The organism is Aeromonas sp. s3, assembly GCF_040907805.1.
GTDB lineage: Bacteria > Pseudomonadota > Gammaproteobacteria > Enterobacterales > Aeromonadaceae > Aeromonas > Aeromonas dhakensis.
This window is the reverse complement of the sequence record NZ_JBFOCQ010000033.1, coordinates 26,173-43,058: the sequence shown is the minus strand read 5'-3', so window position 1 is coordinate 43,058 and position 16,886 is coordinate 26,173. Positions and strand designations below refer to the sequence as shown.

At 60.5% G+C, this 16,886-nt stretch carries 14 protein-coding genes; 4 read left to right on the top strand and 10 right to left on the bottom strand.

Annotated features, from left to right (window positions below; genetic code table 11):
* Positions 1 to 23: 23 nt before the first annotated feature.
* A complete protein-coding gene (locus AB5Y98_RS18515) occupies positions 24 to 3,125 on the bottom strand; it encodes an amylo-alpha-1,6-glucosidase (protein ID WP_368232462.1) in 3,102 nt (1,033 codons plus the stop codon).
* Positions 3,126 to 3,642: 517 nt separating this feature from the next.
* Here AB5Y98_RS18515 and AB5Y98_RS18510 point away from each other — a divergent pair.
* Positions 3,643 to 4,572, top strand: coding sequence for a LysR family transcriptional regulator (locus tag AB5Y98_RS18510; protein WP_324052790.1), 930 nt, complete (start codon positions 3,643 to 3,645; stop codon positions 4,570 to 4,572).
* A gap of 106 nt (positions 4,573 to 4,678) precedes the next feature.
* Here the strand turns inward: AB5Y98_RS18510 and AB5Y98_RS18505 are convergent, their stop codons facing one another.
* A complete protein-coding gene (locus AB5Y98_RS18505; protein ID WP_010634055.1) occupies positions 4,679 to 6,085 on the bottom strand; it encodes a DEAD/DEAH box helicase in 1,407 nt (468 codons plus the stop codon).
* 324 nt (positions 6,086 to 6,409) lie between these two features.
* Between AB5Y98_RS18505 and AB5Y98_RS18500 the strand changes: the two genes are divergently transcribed.
* Positions 6,410 to 7,231, top strand: a complete 822-nt coding sequence (locus AB5Y98_RS18500; protein WP_268028707.1) for an ABC transporter substrate-binding protein — start codon at positions 6,410 to 6,412, stop codon at positions 7,229 to 7,231.
* 91 nt (positions 7,232 to 7,322) lie between these two features.
* On the opposite strand, the gene aroC is transcribed toward AB5Y98_RS18500, so the two are convergent.
* Positions 7,323 to 8,411 (bottom strand): chorismate synthase, encoded by a 1,089-nt coding sequence (gene aroC, locus AB5Y98_RS18495; protein ID WP_005300590.1) that lies wholly within the window; start codon positions 8,409 to 8,411, stop codon positions 7,323 to 7,325.
* A gap of 12 nt (positions 8,412 to 8,423) precedes the next feature.
* Positions 8,424 to 9,359: a 50S ribosomal protein L3 N(5)-glutamine methyltransferase gene (prmB, locus tag AB5Y98_RS18490; protein WP_005300587.1), complete on the bottom strand. Its 936-nt coding sequence runs from the start codon at positions 9,357 to 9,359 to the stop codon at positions 8,424 to 8,426.
* Positions 9,360 to 9,424: 65 nt separating this feature from the next.
* Here prmB and smrB point away from each other — a divergent pair, with 65 nt between their 5' ends.
* Complete coding sequence (gene smrB / locus AB5Y98_RS18485) at positions 9,425 to 9,949, top strand: endonuclease SmrB (RefSeq protein ID WP_017780144.1); 525 nt, start codon at positions 9,425 to 9,427, stop codon at positions 9,947 to 9,949.
* A 112-nt stretch (positions 9,950 to 10,061) separates the two neighbouring features.
* Here the strand turns inward: smrB and AB5Y98_RS18480 are convergent, their stop codons facing one another.
* Entirely contained in the window at positions 10,062 to 10,472 is a 411-nt protein-coding gene (locus tag AB5Y98_RS18480) for an SRPBCC family protein (protein ID WP_095592813.1), read from the bottom strand.
* Between the two features lie 211 nt (positions 10,473 to 10,683).
* On the opposite strand from AB5Y98_RS18480, the gene AB5Y98_RS18475 reads away from it, so the two are divergent.
* A complete protein-coding gene (locus AB5Y98_RS18475; RefSeq protein WP_017780146.1) occupies positions 10,684 to 11,979 on the top strand; it encodes a diguanylate cyclase in 1,296 nt (431 codons plus the stop codon).
* Between the two features lie 47 nt (positions 11,980 to 12,026).
* On the opposite strand, the gene AB5Y98_RS18470 is transcribed toward AB5Y98_RS18475, so the two are convergent.
* The 5 genes from AB5Y98_RS18470 to AB5Y98_RS18450 form a co-directional block, all read right to left on the bottom strand.
* Positions 12,027 to 12,656, bottom strand: a complete 630-nt coding sequence (locus tag AB5Y98_RS18470) for a histidine phosphatase family protein (protein WP_274181119.1) — start codon at positions 12,654 to 12,656, stop codon at positions 12,027 to 12,029.
* Positions 12,657 to 12,706: 50 nt separating this feature from the next.
* Entirely contained in the window at positions 12,707 to 13,105 is a 399-nt protein-coding gene (locus AB5Y98_RS18465) for a GFA family protein (RefSeq protein ID WP_368232458.1), read from the bottom strand.
* A gap of 136 nt (positions 13,106 to 13,241) precedes the next feature.
* On the bottom strand, positions 13,242 to 13,370 hold the full coding sequence (locus AB5Y98_RS18460; RefSeq protein ID WP_368232457.1) for a glyoxalase: 129 nt from the start codon (positions 13,368 to 13,370) through the stop codon (positions 13,242 to 13,244).
* 460 nt (positions 13,371 to 13,830) lie between these two features.
* The gene (locus tag AB5Y98_RS18455; RefSeq protein ID WP_368232455.1) at positions 13,831 to 15,279 is read right to left on the bottom strand and encodes a chitinase; all 1,449 of its coding nucleotides are present in this window, start codon (positions 15,277 to 15,279) and stop codon (positions 13,831 to 13,833) included.
* 316 nt (positions 15,280 to 15,595) lie between these two features.
* A complete protein-coding gene (locus AB5Y98_RS18450) occupies positions 15,596 to 16,825 on the bottom strand; it encodes a methyltransferase (RefSeq protein WP_368232453.1) in 1,230 nt (409 codons plus the stop codon).
* Positions 16,826 to 16,886 lie beyond the last annotated feature (61 nt).

Here is a 16,886-nt window from a genome sequence, read left to right as displayed (position 1 = left end):
CCCGGCTTGTCCGCTGAGTTGGCTTAACGAGCCGAGACAGTGATGCTGGCCAGATCGATCAGGTTGACCGGCCCGCCCCGCCCGCCGGCATCGTTGTAGGTATCGTTCGCCTTCAGATAGCTCATGTTATAGAAGTCGCTCACCAGGATGTCGTACTGCCCTGCCGGCACGTTAACGATGACAGGGGTCGAGTCTCGCAGCGGTTTGATCTCCCCCTCCTTCATCACATGGGGCATCTGCACAGTGCCGCCTGCGACCACCAGGCCCTTACTGAGCACGGATATCCGCTTCACCCCGTTGGTCACCCCCAGATTGATGGCGTGCTGGGCATTGCTGTACTGCAGGCGAATGGCGCGCTGACCATCCAGTGTGACATTGCGCACCAGGACGGTATCCTCCGGGCGGCCCCAATCTTTCAGATAGGGCATGGAGATGGCCGTATCGGCTGCCGTGAGGGTGCCGGTATGCGACACCGTGACAGCATCGACCGCGATGCGCTGGGTCTCTGGCTGGTAGCACACCGGCTTGGCATGATGGGAGCGGTTACCGGACTCGGGATAGATGGCCTCCGCGCTGTAGCAATAGGCCATGCCAGGTTGCAGCCGCAGGTCATCGACCCACTCTCCCGCCGTCTCGAGTCCCTTGGCGACCAGCTTGCCATCGCGATACAGGTTGTAGCTGAGCGCCCCTTTATTGACGCTGTCCTGCCATGTGACGACCAGCTTGCCAGCTTGCTCGGTCACTCCCAGCAGGGTGGGCTCGGTCGGTGCGAATACCTTGCGGTTTTCCACGTCCAGCGGTGCCGCGTCCTCGATCAGGCGGATCCCCTGTTCATCGGCAATGCCGGCCCCCAACTGGACCTCGATCTGGTTGCTGGCAGCCAGCATATCCTCGCTGATCAACTCCCCCACGGGGGCACCGTTGAGCATGATGCCGCGCACCGGGTAGTAACTGCCCTCCTCCCCGACATCCAGGAGCTGCAGCTTGATCTCGATCTGCTTGCCACGGTAATTCAGCCCCTTGAGCACGGCCTCGGGTCTGGCGCCCATCAGCCTGTGCAGGTGACTGGTGACAAAGAGCGAGACACGGATCCCCTGCTCTTCCACGTTGTAGCCAAACAGGGTGTTGGTCACCATGCCGATATAGCCACCAACGGACCAGAGCTGACGCTGGGAGTTGATGACAGGCCCCGTCAAGTCGGGTTGAGCCAGATCCATCAGAGAGGGTTGGCCCGAGAGCCACTCCAGATTCTCCATGTTGGAGAGGTTGAGCGCGGCCCCACGCATCATGGAGTCGACATGGCGATCGGCCACGGCCACGTTCTGCACCCTGGCCGCCGCCTTCAGTCCGTAGGCGGAGACAAAGGGCCAGATGGCACGGTTATGGTAGACCGGCATATCGGGCTGCTGCGGGAAATAGACAGGGGCACCATAAGGCCCAATGGGATAGCGGCTGACGATCTCCCTGGCCTGCGCCTCATCGGCAATGCCCGCCAGGATGGCAAGGGACTCCCCCAGCAGATCGAACTTGTAGGCCGGGCTCGGATCCGTAGCGGTATTGATCAGGCTGGCATACATCTTCTCATCTGCCAGCCAGAAGGCCCGATTGATGGCCTGCTTGAGCGCGGCGGCCCATTGGCTGTAGCGAGTCACCAGCTCATCCTGGCCCAGCTCGGCGGCCAGGTGCGCTGCCAGCATCAGACCCTGGTAGTGGAGGACATTGGTGGAGAGGGACTTGCTCATGCCGATGTGGGCGATATCGGTCTTGATCCACTTGGCATAGGTCTGGTCACGCCAGTCGAGGAAGGATTGCTCCCCGCCATAGAGGCCATCGCCATTATCGAAGGCCGCCAGGCGATCGCTCTCAATGGTATTGCGCAGCCCCTCAAACGCCTCGGGCAGGAAGGCGCTGCGCTCCTCGGCCGGCAATGCCGCCAACACCTGCTCGGCCGCCAGTGCCCACCCCATGCGATCGGTGCTGATGGGCCAGCTGCCCCCCGTGCCCGTATCCTGAATGATCTGGCGCCCCTGCGGGATCAGGCCGTCGAGGCCCTGCTTCAGCTCGGTTCTGAAATCGGAGAGCTTGAACTGCAGGGAGTTACGCGCCCGCTGCGGATCCAGCACCCCCAGCCCCAGATCGGTGGCGTAAGAGAGATCCCGCGTCCAGACATAATGCCACTTGGCCCCCGTTTCGAAGCAGTCGCAGGGGATCGCCTGACCGCCGCCGTAACTGCCATCCTTGACCTGGGACACGCTGTTTTGGCGCATCTCGTGTGTCGCCAGCGTAAACAAGGCGTCAAACACCATGTTGCCCGAACGCAGCCGGGGCAGATCGGCCTGCTCCTGATAGGTGGTGAAGCTATCCCCCGGATCCCGCAGCTCCTGGGTCGTCGACTGGGCATAGCTGCGATAGTCGGCCCCGGCCTGCTTGACCGAGAAGGTGGCAACCTCCTTGACCCCGGGTATATGGGTCTGGTATTCCCGCTTCTCGATAAGCTCATGCCCCTCATGAGGATTGATCAAGCGCAGATCCTCGTCCGTCGCGGCATTGATCAGCAACACAGGGGCCTTTTCATCCTCACTGGCATCGAGGACAAACTTGTAATATCCCGCCTGTGACACCGACAGGGATGCCAGCTGGCAACTGCTGTCACAGCGCTGCATCCTGGCGGGATCATTCAATGACAGGGTGCCGCTGGTACCAAAGCCGATCCCGTCCTGGGCAGAGGCCATCTTAATCTTGTGCTCTCCGGGAGCCAGCCTGGCCACCACCACATAGCGTTTGTCGCCCTGGTAGATCATCTGCAAGAGCGGTTCGAGATTGCCGTCTATGCCCTTCAGATAGAGGTTTTCAGCGTAATTGGGGTCATCACGCACCATGGTAAATTCGACGACGGGGGCCGCCAGATCGGCATTGGTCACCTTGACCTGAATATCGAGCAGCCCTTTTTCGGTCACCACCAAGCGATTGTTCTGTCCGTTATTCTGGTAGTACATGGGATAGCGCCGTTCGGGGAAGATGCTGGTCTCGTTGCGGCTATCGGCAGAAAAGTCAGGATATTTCGTCCATTCGGGGCCCGCGACCTTGAACGGTGACATGCCTGAATTCATCTTCAGGTTGTCCAATCGATATATTCCATCTTTGAAGACCAGTTTGAACTTCTCTTCACGATCCCAACCGCTGAACTCCCCGACCAGATAGAGATCAAAATCCCAGGGGGCTTTCGCCTCAATAGTATTATCACTTGCAGATGAACTATTATCGTTGCAACCGGACAAGAGCATTCCGCCGCACAACAATGACACGGATAAAGCCAATGGATGGATTTTCATATATTCCCTTCGTTACTTTATTTATTATTTCGTTATTCTAATGACAGCCATAAGCTGTATTTTCTAGCCTACACCAGCAGGCCTTGAAAAACACATAGACGACCATAATGGCGGGATAGCCATCATCTATAACCAGGCTGTATTGCGTGATCCCATTCACAAAATAAACTCGGTTACCGGTCAACTCGAATAGAAAACAACGTGAGGAGACACACACAAAAACTGTTGCGGCGACACGGAGGCGATTGACAGTCACCCATGCTTGCACTAGCGTGGCGCTCCGCTTGATCCTGAACGTACGTTATTTCCCGTGGACAAACACCTCAGACAATTCATTGAAGTCGCGACCCACAAAAGCGTGAGTCTCGCCGCCAGGCACATGGGGCTGAGCCAGCCAACGCTGACCCACAACATGAAGAAACTGGAAGAGAGTCTGGGTACGCCCCTGCTCATCAGACAGGCTGGCGGTGTGGCGCTGACGGCAGCCGGCGAGTTGTTGCTGACCCAGGCCCGCATGATGCAACGGATCTACGATGACACCCTCAGACGACTCGCCATCCTGCGCGAGCGAGCAGCCCAGCCCCTGAGAGTGGGAACCGGTCACGCCTGGTGGCAGCATGTGCTGCAACCTGTCACCCTGCATTACCGCGCAGCCAACCCGTCTTGCGCCATCAATATCGAAGTCGGTAATCATCTGAGACTGCTGGACTTGCTCCTGGGCAATCATATCGACCTGTTCTTGGGGCATGAAATCCATGGTCTGGATAAACATTACAGCCTGATATTCATCCCGCTCTTTACCGCCAGCGATGCCGTATTTGTCAGAGCTGGACATCCCCTCTCAGGGAAAGTTTGCAGCAAGCAGGATCTGGTTTATTACCCCAGCCTGTTGATTACCACGGATGAACCTAAATATCTTCATCTGGTCGAGGATATGGCAATCAAAAAGAAAGAGCATGAAGAGATGCAGCTCAATGATAAAATCATTTACAGCTCCAATTCGTTGATGGCTGCCATCGATCTGGTGAATACCAGCAATGCGGTCATGCCGTATCCAGGCAGCATGGGAGAATACTTCTCAAAATTCGGTATCGTCCCACTCGAGATGGCGGAGGAATATAACAGAGGCACGGTTGGCATCTATATTTCCCGTGAGAAAATGGATGAACCGAATATTCAAACGCTATGTCAACAGATCCAGACACAGGTCGGCAAGCGTCGCCATTTGCTTGCAGCCTGAGCCACCTCTTTTCATCCTGCTGCAAACCGCAGGCACAAAAAACCCCGCCAACTTGGCGGGGTTTTCTATTCAACCGTTGAGCGCGGGAGAGAAGCTCCCGAACCGCTTACTGGTTATGGGTAGAACGGCGCGGACGACGAGCCTGGGCCGGTTTGCCGGCACCATCGGCCGGACGCTGGCCACCCTGGGGCTTGGGCTTACCGCCGTTGCCAGTGCGATTGCCACCACCGTTACCACCGGCGCCATTGCCGGAACGACCGGCACCCTGACGCTGGCCTTGACCTTGCGGACGCGGCGCACGGCGCTGCTCGCTCGGATCGCGCGGCTCTTTGCGCAGCGGCGCACCGATGCCACGGCTTATGTTATCGAGCGTCTCGCGGGAGGCTTCGAAGCCCGCCACCTGCTCGCAGGGGATGCTCTGCTTGGTCAGCCGCTCGATGGCCTTGATGAGCTTGCCCTCGTCAGCCGCCACCAGGGAGATGGCGTGACCGGCGGCGCCGGCACGGCCGGTACGGCCGATACGGTGCACGTAATCTTCCGCCACGTTTGGCAGCTCGAAGTTCACTACCTGGGGCAGCTTGTCGATGTCGAGGCCGCGGGCGGCGATGTCGGTCGCCACCATGACGCGCACGCTGCCATCCTTGAAGCCGGACAGGGCGCGAGTACGGGCTCCCTGGCTCTTGTTGCCGTGGATGGCGGCGGCGCTGATGCCGTCTTTCTCAAGCTTCTCGGCAACCCGGTTGGCGATGTGCTTGGTGCGGGTAAACACCAGCACCTGCTGCCAGTTGTTGCTGGAGATGAGGTGGCTCAGCAGGGCAATCTTGTTGGCCTTGTCGCACGGGTGCACCAGCTGCTCGATGCGCTCGGCGGTGCTGTTGCGCGGGGTCACTTCGATCACCGCCGGGTTGTCCAAGAGGCCAGTGGCCAGCTCGCGAATTTCGTCGGCGAAAGTGGCGGAGAAGAGCAGGTTCTGACGCTTTTTCGGCAACAGAGCCAGGATGCGGCGGATGTCGCGGATAAAGCCCATGTCGAGCATGCGGTCCGCTTCGTCCAGCACCAGGATCTCGACTTCATCGAACTTGACGGCGTTCTGGTTGTAAAGGTCCATCAGACGGCCCGGGCAGGCCACCAGCACGTCCAGACCACGGCGAGTCGCCATCATCTGCGGGTTGATGCTCACGCCGCCAAATACCACGTGGCTGCGGATCGGCAGGTGCTTGCCGTAGTTGCGCACGCTCTCGCCCACCTGGGCGGCCAGCTCGCGGGTCGGGGTCAGCACCAGGGCACGGATGCGATTCGGGGAAACCTTGCGCTTGCTCTCGGTCAAGCGTTGCAGCATCGGCAGGGTAAAACCTGCGGTCTTGCCGGTCCCGGTCTGGGCGGCGGCCATCAGATCACGGCCAGCCAGTACCGCCGGGATCGCTTGTTGCTGAATGGGAGACGGGGTGTCGTAGCCTTGCTCGGCAACGGCACGCAACAAGGGTTCGGCCAGACCGAGGGAAGTAAAACTCATAGTTACCTGCTAGGGATAGGGGCGCCGGGGATCCGTGATGGGGCTCCTCTGCTGAGCCGATGCCATCTCGCCAGATCCGGGCCTGTTGAGAACACAACGATTTCCCCGGGGAGCAGAGCAAAGGGGAAAGAATAGGGGCGCAGTCTAACGGAGTTATTGAGGAGAAACGAGAAAAATGTGATGTTCCTCCCAGCATGTTTGCCAAAATCCGGTCACCGTCCCGCCGAGAAAAGCCGTTCAAGAACTCATTCGAATCAGGCTATGCTTGATGCCAGACCATGGCGACGCCGCCGCGGCGATCCTGCAACAAGGAGGTTCAGGTTCATGCGTGTTCATTTTCTGCCTGCCGGCCGCTACTGGCTGTTTCTGCTGATGCTTGCCCTCACTCTGCCGCTGCAGGCCAACACCAGGTTGTCCGTCGCCTGGGGTCACTGGCCTCCGTTCAGCTACATCAATGCCCAGGGGACGCTGGATGGGCTGGACGTGAGCCTGACCCGCCAGATCCTGGCCCAGGCGGGGCTCACGCCCCGCTTTCGCAACCTGCCCTGGGCCCGGGCCCTGCATCTTATAGAGCAGCAGCAACTCGATCTCGCCATGGGGGCGCTCGATACACCGGAGCGGCGCGCCTTTGCCCGCTTCTCGGCCCCCTATCGGCGCAGCACCTTTGTGCTGCTGAGCAGCGATCCCATCCCGGGTCAGCGTGAACCCTGGCAGGATGTGCAGAGCCTGCAAGGGCTCTGCCAGCAAAGCCAGCTGCGCCTTGGCAAGCTGCGCGGCACCCGGCCGACCCAGCTGATGGCATCCTGCCCGGCCCTGAAACAGGCGAGTGAATACAACAGCGACGATCGGTTGATCGATCTGCTGCTGGCCCGCCGCCTCGACGGCATCATCGTCGAGTGGCAATACGCCCGTTACCGGTTGCAACAGCTGGGGGCCGACGGTTTTATCCATTGCCAGCTGCTGCTCCACCACCAGCCGGTCAGCCTGATGTTTGCCAACAGCGCCATCGATGACGACACCCTGGCCCGGGTCGATGCGGCGATCGCCAACCTGCCGCCGGCAAGCGGCAACCCCACCCCGCCCACCTGCCGGCTCGACAACCCGGCGGCCGACACGCCCCCCGGCCCACTCGCCAAGAGGGGGTGAATGGCCATCAAAAAGGCGACCCTGAGGTCGCCTTTTCATTGTGCCTGTGTGTGACTGCGCCACCCGATCAGCCGAGTGGTGAACTGGCCGATCAGCGCAGCTGCGGAGTATGCGTCAGCACGCCCTGGTTCTGGGCACGGTGGCGCAGCAGGTGATCCATCAACACCAGGGCCAGCATCGCCTCGGCGATGGGCACGGCGCGAATGCCGACGCAAGGATCGTGGCGACCCTTGGTGATCATCTCGATGGCCTCGCCTTCGGTATTGATCGTTTTGCCCGGCACCGTGATGCTGGAGGTGGGCTTTAAGCCTAAGCTCACCACGATATCCTGACCCGACGAGATGCCGCCCAGAATGCCGCCCGCATGGTTGCTGGCAAAGCCGGCCGGGGTCATCTCGTCGCGATGCTCGGAGCCTTTTTGCTCCACCACCGCAAACCCGTCACCGATCTCCACCCCTTTCACCGCATTGATGCCCATCATGGCGTGGGCAATATCGGCGTCGAGGCGGTCAAACACCGGCTCACCCAGACCCACCGGCACATTGCTGGCGATGACCTGCACCTTGGCACCGATACTGTTGCCCTCTTTCTTCAAGTCGCGCATGTATTGATCGAGCGCTTCCAGCTTGCCCGCATCGGGGAAGAAGAAGGGATTCTGCTCGATCTGCGCGGCATCGAAGGCTTCGGCCTTGATGGGGCCTAGCTGGGAGAGAAAGCCGGTGATCTCGATGCCGTGCACCTGTTTCAGGTACTTCTTGGCAATGGCCCCCGCCGCCACCCGCATGGCGGTTTCACGGGCTGAGGAGCGACCGCCGCCACGATAGTCGCGCTGGCCGTACTTCTGGTGATAGGTGTAATCGGCGTGGCCCGGACGGAACAAGTCCTTGATGTCGGAGTAGTCCTTGGAGCGCTGATCGGTGTTCTCGATGAGCAGCCCGATGGAAGTGCCTGTGGTCTTGCCCTCGAACACCCCGGAGAGGATCTTCACCTCGTCCGGCTCGCGGCGCGGCGTGGTGTAGCGGGAGGTGCCGGGCTTGCGCCGGTCCAGATCCCCCTGCAGATCCGCCTCGCTTATCTCAAGCCCCGGCGGGCAGCCGTCGACCACGGCGCCCAGCGCCAGGCCGTGGCTCTCGCCGAAGGTGGTAACCCGAAAGAGTTGGCCGAAACTGTTCCCTGCCATGCTTGCTCCTGCTTAGCTCTTGTAAATCGCGAAATGGTCCTGGTACTGCACCAGCTCGGCACGGGTCATCACGAACACGCCGTGACCACCGTTCTCGAACTCCACCCAGGTGAAGGGCACGTCAGGGAACTGGGCTTCCAGATGGATCATGCTGTTGCCCACCTCGACCACCAGCACGCCATCGTCTTTCAGGAAATCGGCGGCATTGGCCAGCAGGCGCTTGGTGAGCTTGAGGCCGTCGGAGCCGGAGGCCAGTGCCAGCTCGGGTTCGTGGCGAAACTCGTCCGGCAGATCCGACATGTCTTCGGAATCCACGTAGGGCGGGTTGGAGACGATGAGATCGTACTTGTCGCCGACCGGCAGATCGCGGAACAGATCGGAGCGGATCGGAATGACCTGCTGCTCCAGCCCGTGATCGTTGATATTGCGCTCGGCCACGTTGAGGGCATCGACGCTGATGTCGATGGCATCCACTTCCGCTTCCGGGAACTCGTGGGCCATGATGATGGCGATGCAGCCGGAGCCGGTGCACAAGTCCATGATCCGGGTCGGTTCGTCTTTCAGGAAGGGGGCGAAGCGATTGGCCACCATCTCGGCGATGGGGGAGCGGGGAATGAGCACCCGCTCGTCCACGTAGAACTCCCAACCGGCATACCAGGCCTTGTTGGTCAGGTAGGGGGCGGGAATGCGCTCCTGCACGCGGCGGATGATGAGCTCGGCGATGCGGTGCCGTTCGCTGGTGGTCAGGCGGGAGTGGCGCATGGCCGGATCCACGTCCGGCGGCAGATGTAGCGCGGGCAGTACCAGCTGCACGGCCTCATCCCAGGCGTTGTCGGTACCATGTCCGTAGAAGATCCCGGCGTCGTTGAAACGACTCATGGCCCAGCGCAACATGTCCTGGATGGTGTGCATCTCGGCAACCACCTCATCGATAAATATCTTGTCCAAATCCACCTCCAAGTCGAGTAATATCCGGCCCGAGAATTCTATACAGCGAGCAAGACGAGTACCTGATGAAAAAAACGCCCTCACCGACAGACGAGGAAACCCTGCTGTTCCGCGATGCGATAAAAGGTACCCGGAAAATCAAGCAAGATACCATAAGGGCCGAGTTACGCCCGGTCAAGCAGAAACGCGAAATGCGTGAGAGCCGCGAATCCCTTGGGGTTGACCACTATTTCAGCGATGAATACCAGCCCCATCTGGAAGAGGATGGACCGACCCGTTACGTGCGCGACGATGTGTCAAAATTCGAGCTGAAAAAGCTCAAACGCGGCAGCTATCCGCCGGAGATCTACCTGGACCTGCACGGCATGAACCAGCAGCAGGCCAAACAGGAGCTGGCGGCCCTGCTGACTCTCTGCCAAAAAGAGAACATTCACGTCGCCTCGGTGATGCACGGCATCGGCAAACATATCCTCAAGCAGCGCATTCCAAGCTGGCTGGCCCAGCATCCCAATGTGCAGGCGTTCCATCAGGCCCCCCGCGAATGGGGCGGTGACAGCGCCATCCTGGTGCTGCTGGATATCGAAGAGTAACGCCTTCGAGCCACCCGCCGGCAACGCCAGCGGTATAAGCCCAGCAATCAAGACGCAATAAAAAACCACCGACGTCTGGCGGTGGTTTTTTATTGGTACTGGCACCTCTCCCCTAGCCTGCCGCCTCCACGTAGCGCTTGAAGTTGTCGAGGATCCCCTGCCAGCCCGCCTGCTGCTGGGCCAGGGTGTGGCTCGACTCGGCATCAAAGGTCTCCTGCACCCGGGTGCCGCCCGCCTCGCTCGCAAACTGCACATCCACCTCGCGCCCGTCATCCATCAAGAACGAGAGGCGAGTCGGCGCCTCCACCCGGGTAAAGGTGCCGGTGAAATCAAAACCGGCGCTGCCGTCTTTGGCGGCCATGTGATGGCAAAAGCGCCCACCCACCACCAGATCGACCCGGCTGCTGGTGGTGTGCCAGTCGCTGGAGGCCGCATTCCACCTGGCGATGCAGTCTGGATCGTTCCAGGCCCACCAGACCGCCTCTATCTCCTGCTCGATATGTGCCTCGATGCTGATCTTCATCTCCCCCTCCCTGCTTCGTTGCGCTGACCAGACCGCTGCGCCGGATCCGGTGCCGTTTGTAGATGCCCGCAAGTAAAGCCCAATCCGGGCCGACCGGCCAGTTTGCCAGAGCAAGCGCTCTGTGGCCGGCCCCTGCCCGGATCCCACCAACCGGGCATCAAAGCGGCCGCACTATACTGAATATCAATATGTTATTCGCCATGGAGGTTGCATGTTCACACAGGGTTCCCACGCCGATATCAAGTCCTCTCTCGATGCCATCGGTGCCGCCGTCGCGGTGTTTTCCCTCGACAAGGACGATCGCTTTACCCTCATCTCCGCCAACGACACCTTTGCCCAGGCTTTCGAGCTGGATGTGCTGGGCTGCATCGGCAAGCGCCTGGGCGAGATGTTTCCCCGCTACATCACCGGCAGCATAGAGCAACCGATGCACGAGTGTGTGAGCCAGCAGACGGGGCTTGAGAGCGAGTTGCCCATCGACACCCTGTCGCGCACCAGCTGGTGGCGCTTTGTCATCTCCCCCATCATTCCCGAGCAGTCCCGCATCACCCGCATCATGGTCACCGCCATCGACATCACCGCCAAAAAGCAGCTGGAAGAGGCGCTCAAAATGAGCCGCAAGCGCTTCGAGGCGGTGGTCAACTCCGCCTATGACGGCATCATCAGCGTCAGCAGCGAGTCGCGCATCGAGCTTATCAACACCGCCGCCTGCGAGATGTTCGGGGTGGACGAAAGCTACCTCGGCAAACGGCTGGAGACCCTGTTGCCCCAGCGCTTTCGGGCCAACCACGACGGCTATTTCAAGGCGTTCAGCAACTCCCCCATCAACTCGCGCCCCATGCACGCCCGCGCCTCCGTGATGGGGCTGCGCCGCGACGGCAGCGAATTTCCGCTGGAAGTGACCATCGCCAAGATCAACCTGGGCCAGACCACCGAGATGACCGCCATCCTGCGGGACATCTCGGAGCGGGCCAAGCTGGTGGAGGAGCTCAAGGTGGCGGCCACCACGGATCCCCTCACCGGGATCGCCAACCGGCGCCGCTTCGACGAGCTGGTCAAGCTGGAGATGCAGCGCTGCCAGCGTTTCAGTCACACCATGAGCCTGCTGCTGATCGACATCGATCACTTCAAGCAGATCAACGACACCTATGGCCATCAACAGGGCGATCAGGCCATCTTGAGCCTGGTCAAGCGGGTTGCCAAACAGCTGCGGGAGGTGGACATGCTGGGCCGCTGGGGCGGCGAGGAGTTCATCGTATTGCTGCCGGAAACCTCGCTGGAGCTGGCCTGGGCCAGTGCGGAGCGGATCCGCCTCGCCGTCGAGTCGCAGCTGCATCAGCTGGGCGCAGGCACCGAGGTGCCGCTCACCATCAGCGTCGGCATCAGTGCCAGCCTGGGCCCGCAGGATACGGTGGAGCGCATGGTGCGCCGGGCCGATACCGCCCTCTATCTGGCCAAGAAACAGGGGCGCAACTGCTCAAGGAAGGCGCTGCCAGATTCCCCCTGATAGGCGACGCCAAGCCTGATAGACAATCATCAGGCCTGGCGCCTTCCTCAATTCAAAGTAGCGAGACCATGTTCACTGCCCGGACGGGCAAAGAGACGCAGCGGCCCGCCAGCGTCGTCACATGCCAGCGACACCTCCAGCAGGGCTCCGTTGGCCAGCTGCCACTCGAAGAAGTCGTCAAATCCCGCCACGGTCAGCGCCCGGATCACCTTGGCCACCACGCCGTGCGCCACCAGCAACACCCGCTCCTGATGGCAACTCTGCGCCAGTTCCGCCAATCCCTGCCCGACCCGGGCAATGACTTCGTCCAGCGATTCGCCGCCGGGCGGTGCCTCGGCCCAGCGCCGGGTGATGTTGCGGGCCCACAGCGCAGGATAACGCTCCCGCGCCTCTTGCTGGGTCAGCCCCTCGAACACCCCGACATGGCGCTCACGAAACGCGGGGGCAAGGATCACCGGCAGCGCCAGTTCACTCGCCACCAGGGCCGCACTTTGCCGTGCCCGCAGCAAGGGGGAGCTCAGCAGCTGCTGAAACGGGGCCTGCGCCAAGACCAGCATCTTTGCCTGCGCACTGATCTGGGCCACGCCGGTGTCGCTCAGACCGATATCTAGCGCCCCCTGATAGCGCTCCTCGGCATTGGCCGGGGTTTGCCCGTGGCGCATCACTACCAATTGCATGGTCTGTTCCTTTCATTGCGGCCGATGCTTACGCTACCTCGCCCCCATGCTCACGGCTTGGGTGCAAACTGCTCGAACACCTGCTGACCAGTCAGGGTAGGTGTCTCGTTTTTCAGCTCGTAAAAATCGGGCTTTTCATCGATGAAGATCTGGCTCGCCAGCTGGAAAGATTCGTTTTGAAACAGGCCGGCCGGCACTATGTACTCATCCGTCGGCAACAGGTGATAGAAAAGGTGGGTGCCGCAGCTGGGACAAAAGCCCCGCTCCGCCCACTCCGAGGAGCGATAGGCCACCGGGGTGAGCCCGCTAAAGTGCACCTCCTTGCCGCAGTGCACCGCAAACAGCGGGCCGCCCGACCAGCGCCGACAGGTGCTGCAGTGACACAACCCCACCTCCTGGTGATCACCGGCCGAGACCTCAATCCCGCCACACAAACAATGTCCCTTCATCACTCCTCCTTGCGCCTTATTGTCGCTTGCCGTCGCTGACCTGACCGCGCCATCGCCGCCACTACCGGATCAGATGAGTACCATGTTGCGCCCTCGTCGGCCACCGCCCCCATCACAAAACCGGTTGCGGGATGGCTCACGAGGCCGGCAGCCAGCGATCCTGCAATGTAATCCGGCTGCCTTCCGGGTCCTGAAATTTGGCCGCCTTGATGCCCTCCCCGACCTCTGTCTGCGGGATTTCGACATGCACGACAATAGTGAACATGGGGTTGATCCCTGATGTTGACTCATTTGCGCAGTTATATTCCATGGCGAGATGGCGGCCAATCCTTTTAACTCTTGCATGTCGTCGCCCGATAAAATATCGGCTGGGTGAGACATGCCTGATGGATAAAACAAAGGGCAGTTCAATAAGACCACACATCATCAATGCCCAGCTGAATAAAATTCAGCTAACAGCCCCCAAGATAAAAAATGAGTCAGTCCGTGAGTCAGTCCGATATAGATGACTGACTTCCTGCATCAGCATCGGTGGCTGCCGGCTATTACCCCCTCATCGGGCCCTCATATAAGTGATAGGGGCCGGAGTATCGCCCTCTCTTGCCAAATTAAATGCAAGCTCAATTTTTCCATGTCGGATATTGAAAGGGGGGACAATATGTCCCCCGCATTGGCTTGAAAAGCTGTTATCAACCACCTCGCGAATTGATATTGGCCGCTTTGCTTTATTTCGTCGGCACCAGCACCCAGGGATCCCCCTTGCCCGGTTCATTGCCCTGGGTCCACCACTTGGTCTGATAGATGGCCCCCTTGTAGCTCACCTGATTGCCCGCGGTATAGACCTTGCTGGCACTCCAGGCAGGTACATCGCCCACCGGGGGATCGGTCGGGTCAACCGGAGCAGGATCCAGCTTGGCCACCACTCGCACCTTGGGCCAGTTGGCGTGGGAGCCGTAGAAGTTGGTCACGCACTTCTCGTAATCTCCTGGCACCAGCGCCGAGTAGGCGGTCTGGAACCCCACCAGCTCACACTCGAACGAGTAGCCACCGGGTCTGTCGGGGTAGTATTTCCAGTTGCCATCCCAGTTGGTGTAGAGCACGTCGGTGGCGCCGTTGAGGTTGAGGCTGCCATAGGGAGTCTGCTGCCAGCAGGTGTTCTTCTCGTCGGCCTTGAGCGGGATCTCGTAATGCTTGGCCAGCCCTTCCCAGTAGCGGATGCGGTTGACCGGCTGACCCTTGTCCTTGTTCTGCTCGCCGCACTCGATGCCGCCGTTGATGACGTTGATGGTGGTGCCAAAGCCGTAGCCGATGCCTGCGGCGATCTCGCGCTGGGAGGGCACCCAGGTGCGGTCAATCACGTGCAGCATGGCAGGCTTGGGAGCCTGCGGGGTCAGGAAGAACCAGATAGCGGAGGCGAGGTTGAGCCAGGAGTCCGCCACCAGCCCGGGGTTGTTAAGCAGCACGGTCGCATCGCCGTCAAACATCGCCTCGGAGAAGGCACCGTAGTTGAAATGGTAGGAGAGCTGCTTGGCGCCGCGACCGAAATAACCCTGCCCTGTGCTGCAGGGCCACTTCTTGTTCTGCCAGTCGTTCTGGCCGCAGCCGGTGGTGTAGCCGGTCTGCCCCTCCGACCAGCCCATCTCGCGCACGTGCACCAGCGCCTGTTGCCACTCCTCCAGGGCCAGCGGGTTGTCGGAGATATTCTCCTTGGCAATGTGGCCGCCGGTCTCCTGGGCGAAATGGGCAAAAGCGGTGATGATGGATTTTTTGCAGATGGCATCGGCATCACGGCCATCGGTATATTCACCGCAAAAAGCCGGGAATTTACCGACCGCCCGCAAGAAGCGCTCGTAGGTATATTCAGGTGCCGCCATCTGGGTTAAATAATCCCAGTCCGATTCGGTGAATACCCGCTCGACCCGTTTGACGTTATCCGGATTGCTCGCTGCCCTCGGTTTGATGGCATCAACAATGGTATTGGAACGTGTCGCCAACGCCTTTGCCCAAATCCCGTACATGGGATTGGCCGTCTTGGATTTTTCAACCGCCGCCAGATCCGGTGCGGCAATCACATATCCACCGGCATTTTGTGGGTCGGGTTGAATATTCATGGCATGACTTGGCAATGCGCAGGCAGCCGCAACCAGCCAGGCACAATGTGTAGGCTTGAACATAACAGACAGTCCTTATGTCAGAATAACGTCGGGATAAGAGTCGCCTCGAGAGTAATATTATCAGCCACTAAATTCACGATGAAAATTAAGAATATTATCGGAACTGTGAGCCAATTCACTCTGTCGGTCGGCCCCCATAAAATGCATTGTGAACCGATGTTTTGACGCGGCGGCCGGATATATGTAAATAAACCGAAGAAAAATGAAAAAAGAGCGATAAAGCCGCTCTTTCAACGAAACAAACGCCCCAGTCGGCGACCTCGAAGGTTAAACAGCAAGCCGCTGCAACAGACCCCGCAACGAAGGGCCCCGCCGCTTATCTTTCTGGCGTGCGCACCGCGCGGATCAGGATATTGCGGGGAGTCATGGGCTTGTCGCAAAACTCGCCCACTTCCACCCGGTAGCCCTGCTCCTGCAGGAAGAGGGCGCGATCCAGCACCAGCCAGAGCTCCAGCGGTCGACGAAACAGGTGACGCACCAGCTCCATGCGGGCGACATCGCCATAACGCGCCTCCCCCTTTGCCAGAAACCCGGCGTAGTCGAGGCCGGCCGGCAACACCAGCCCCTTTCGCTCGGCGGCCCAGCCACAGAAATCCTCGAAGGTACCGGTCAGCAGGCTCTTTTGCATGTTGGGCACCGGCAGATATTCATCCACCCCGCGCACCTGGCGCTGCAGGCAGTCAAAGGCCAGCCGCCAGGCCACCTCCTGCTCGCGCAGGCGGGCGATGCGGGCGCCACCGGTGACCGTCTCCTGCAGCGGCAACTTCAGATCGCTCTTGGCAAGCTGCAGCGCACTGGCCTTGGCCGGGCCGGAGAGCGGGCGGTAGTGGCTGGTGCGGATCAGGTGATAACAGCAGGGGGAGAGGGTCACCCCCTCGGCACCGCGCGCCGCCACCAGTTCAATCAGATGGGTGTGCAGCTCGCCACAGGCGTGCAGCGCCATGGCGTGATGGGCCGGAGCGATCAGCTGGGCGGTCTCATCGGCGAAGGCATCGGCACAGACAAATGCCATCCGGGCGCCGTCACGGGCGGCCAGCTGGCGCCCCTCTTCGCACAGGGGCGCCTGCAGCTCCAGGCTCAACACCTCGGCCTGACGGTGCAGGGAGACCAGCCGCCCCAGGTGGCCCTTGCCTGCACACCACTCCAGATAGGGGCCGCGATGGGCGGGCAGGCAGGCGGTGAAGGCTTCAATCTGGGCCTGCTTGCGCCCCGGCATGTACATCGCCATGGTCCGCTCGCACGGGATGGGGTCGCCCGTCAGGATCGGCAACGCACTCAGGGCATGCAGCGCTGCGCCTTGCGGGATCCAGGGGGCCAGCAGCTCGCACAGAGCGGGCATGTCGCCATCGAGCCGCTCAATCTCGGCCAGCGACAGGGCATTGAGCCGCTCGGCCAGCGCCGGCGCCGTCTTGGCAAAGGCGAGGTCAAGGTGATGATAGGGTTGGTATTGCCACCAGTGCCGGGCTTCGCTCAGCAGTCGATCCAGTTGTTGAAAACGTTGAGCCAGCACGCGCGCCCCTGTTCTGCCGTCAAAATGGAGGCTCATTCTAGCGATCCCGCGCCAAAAAGCACTCTCATCCATGCTGCGCCGGCGTGGTTGTGCCACC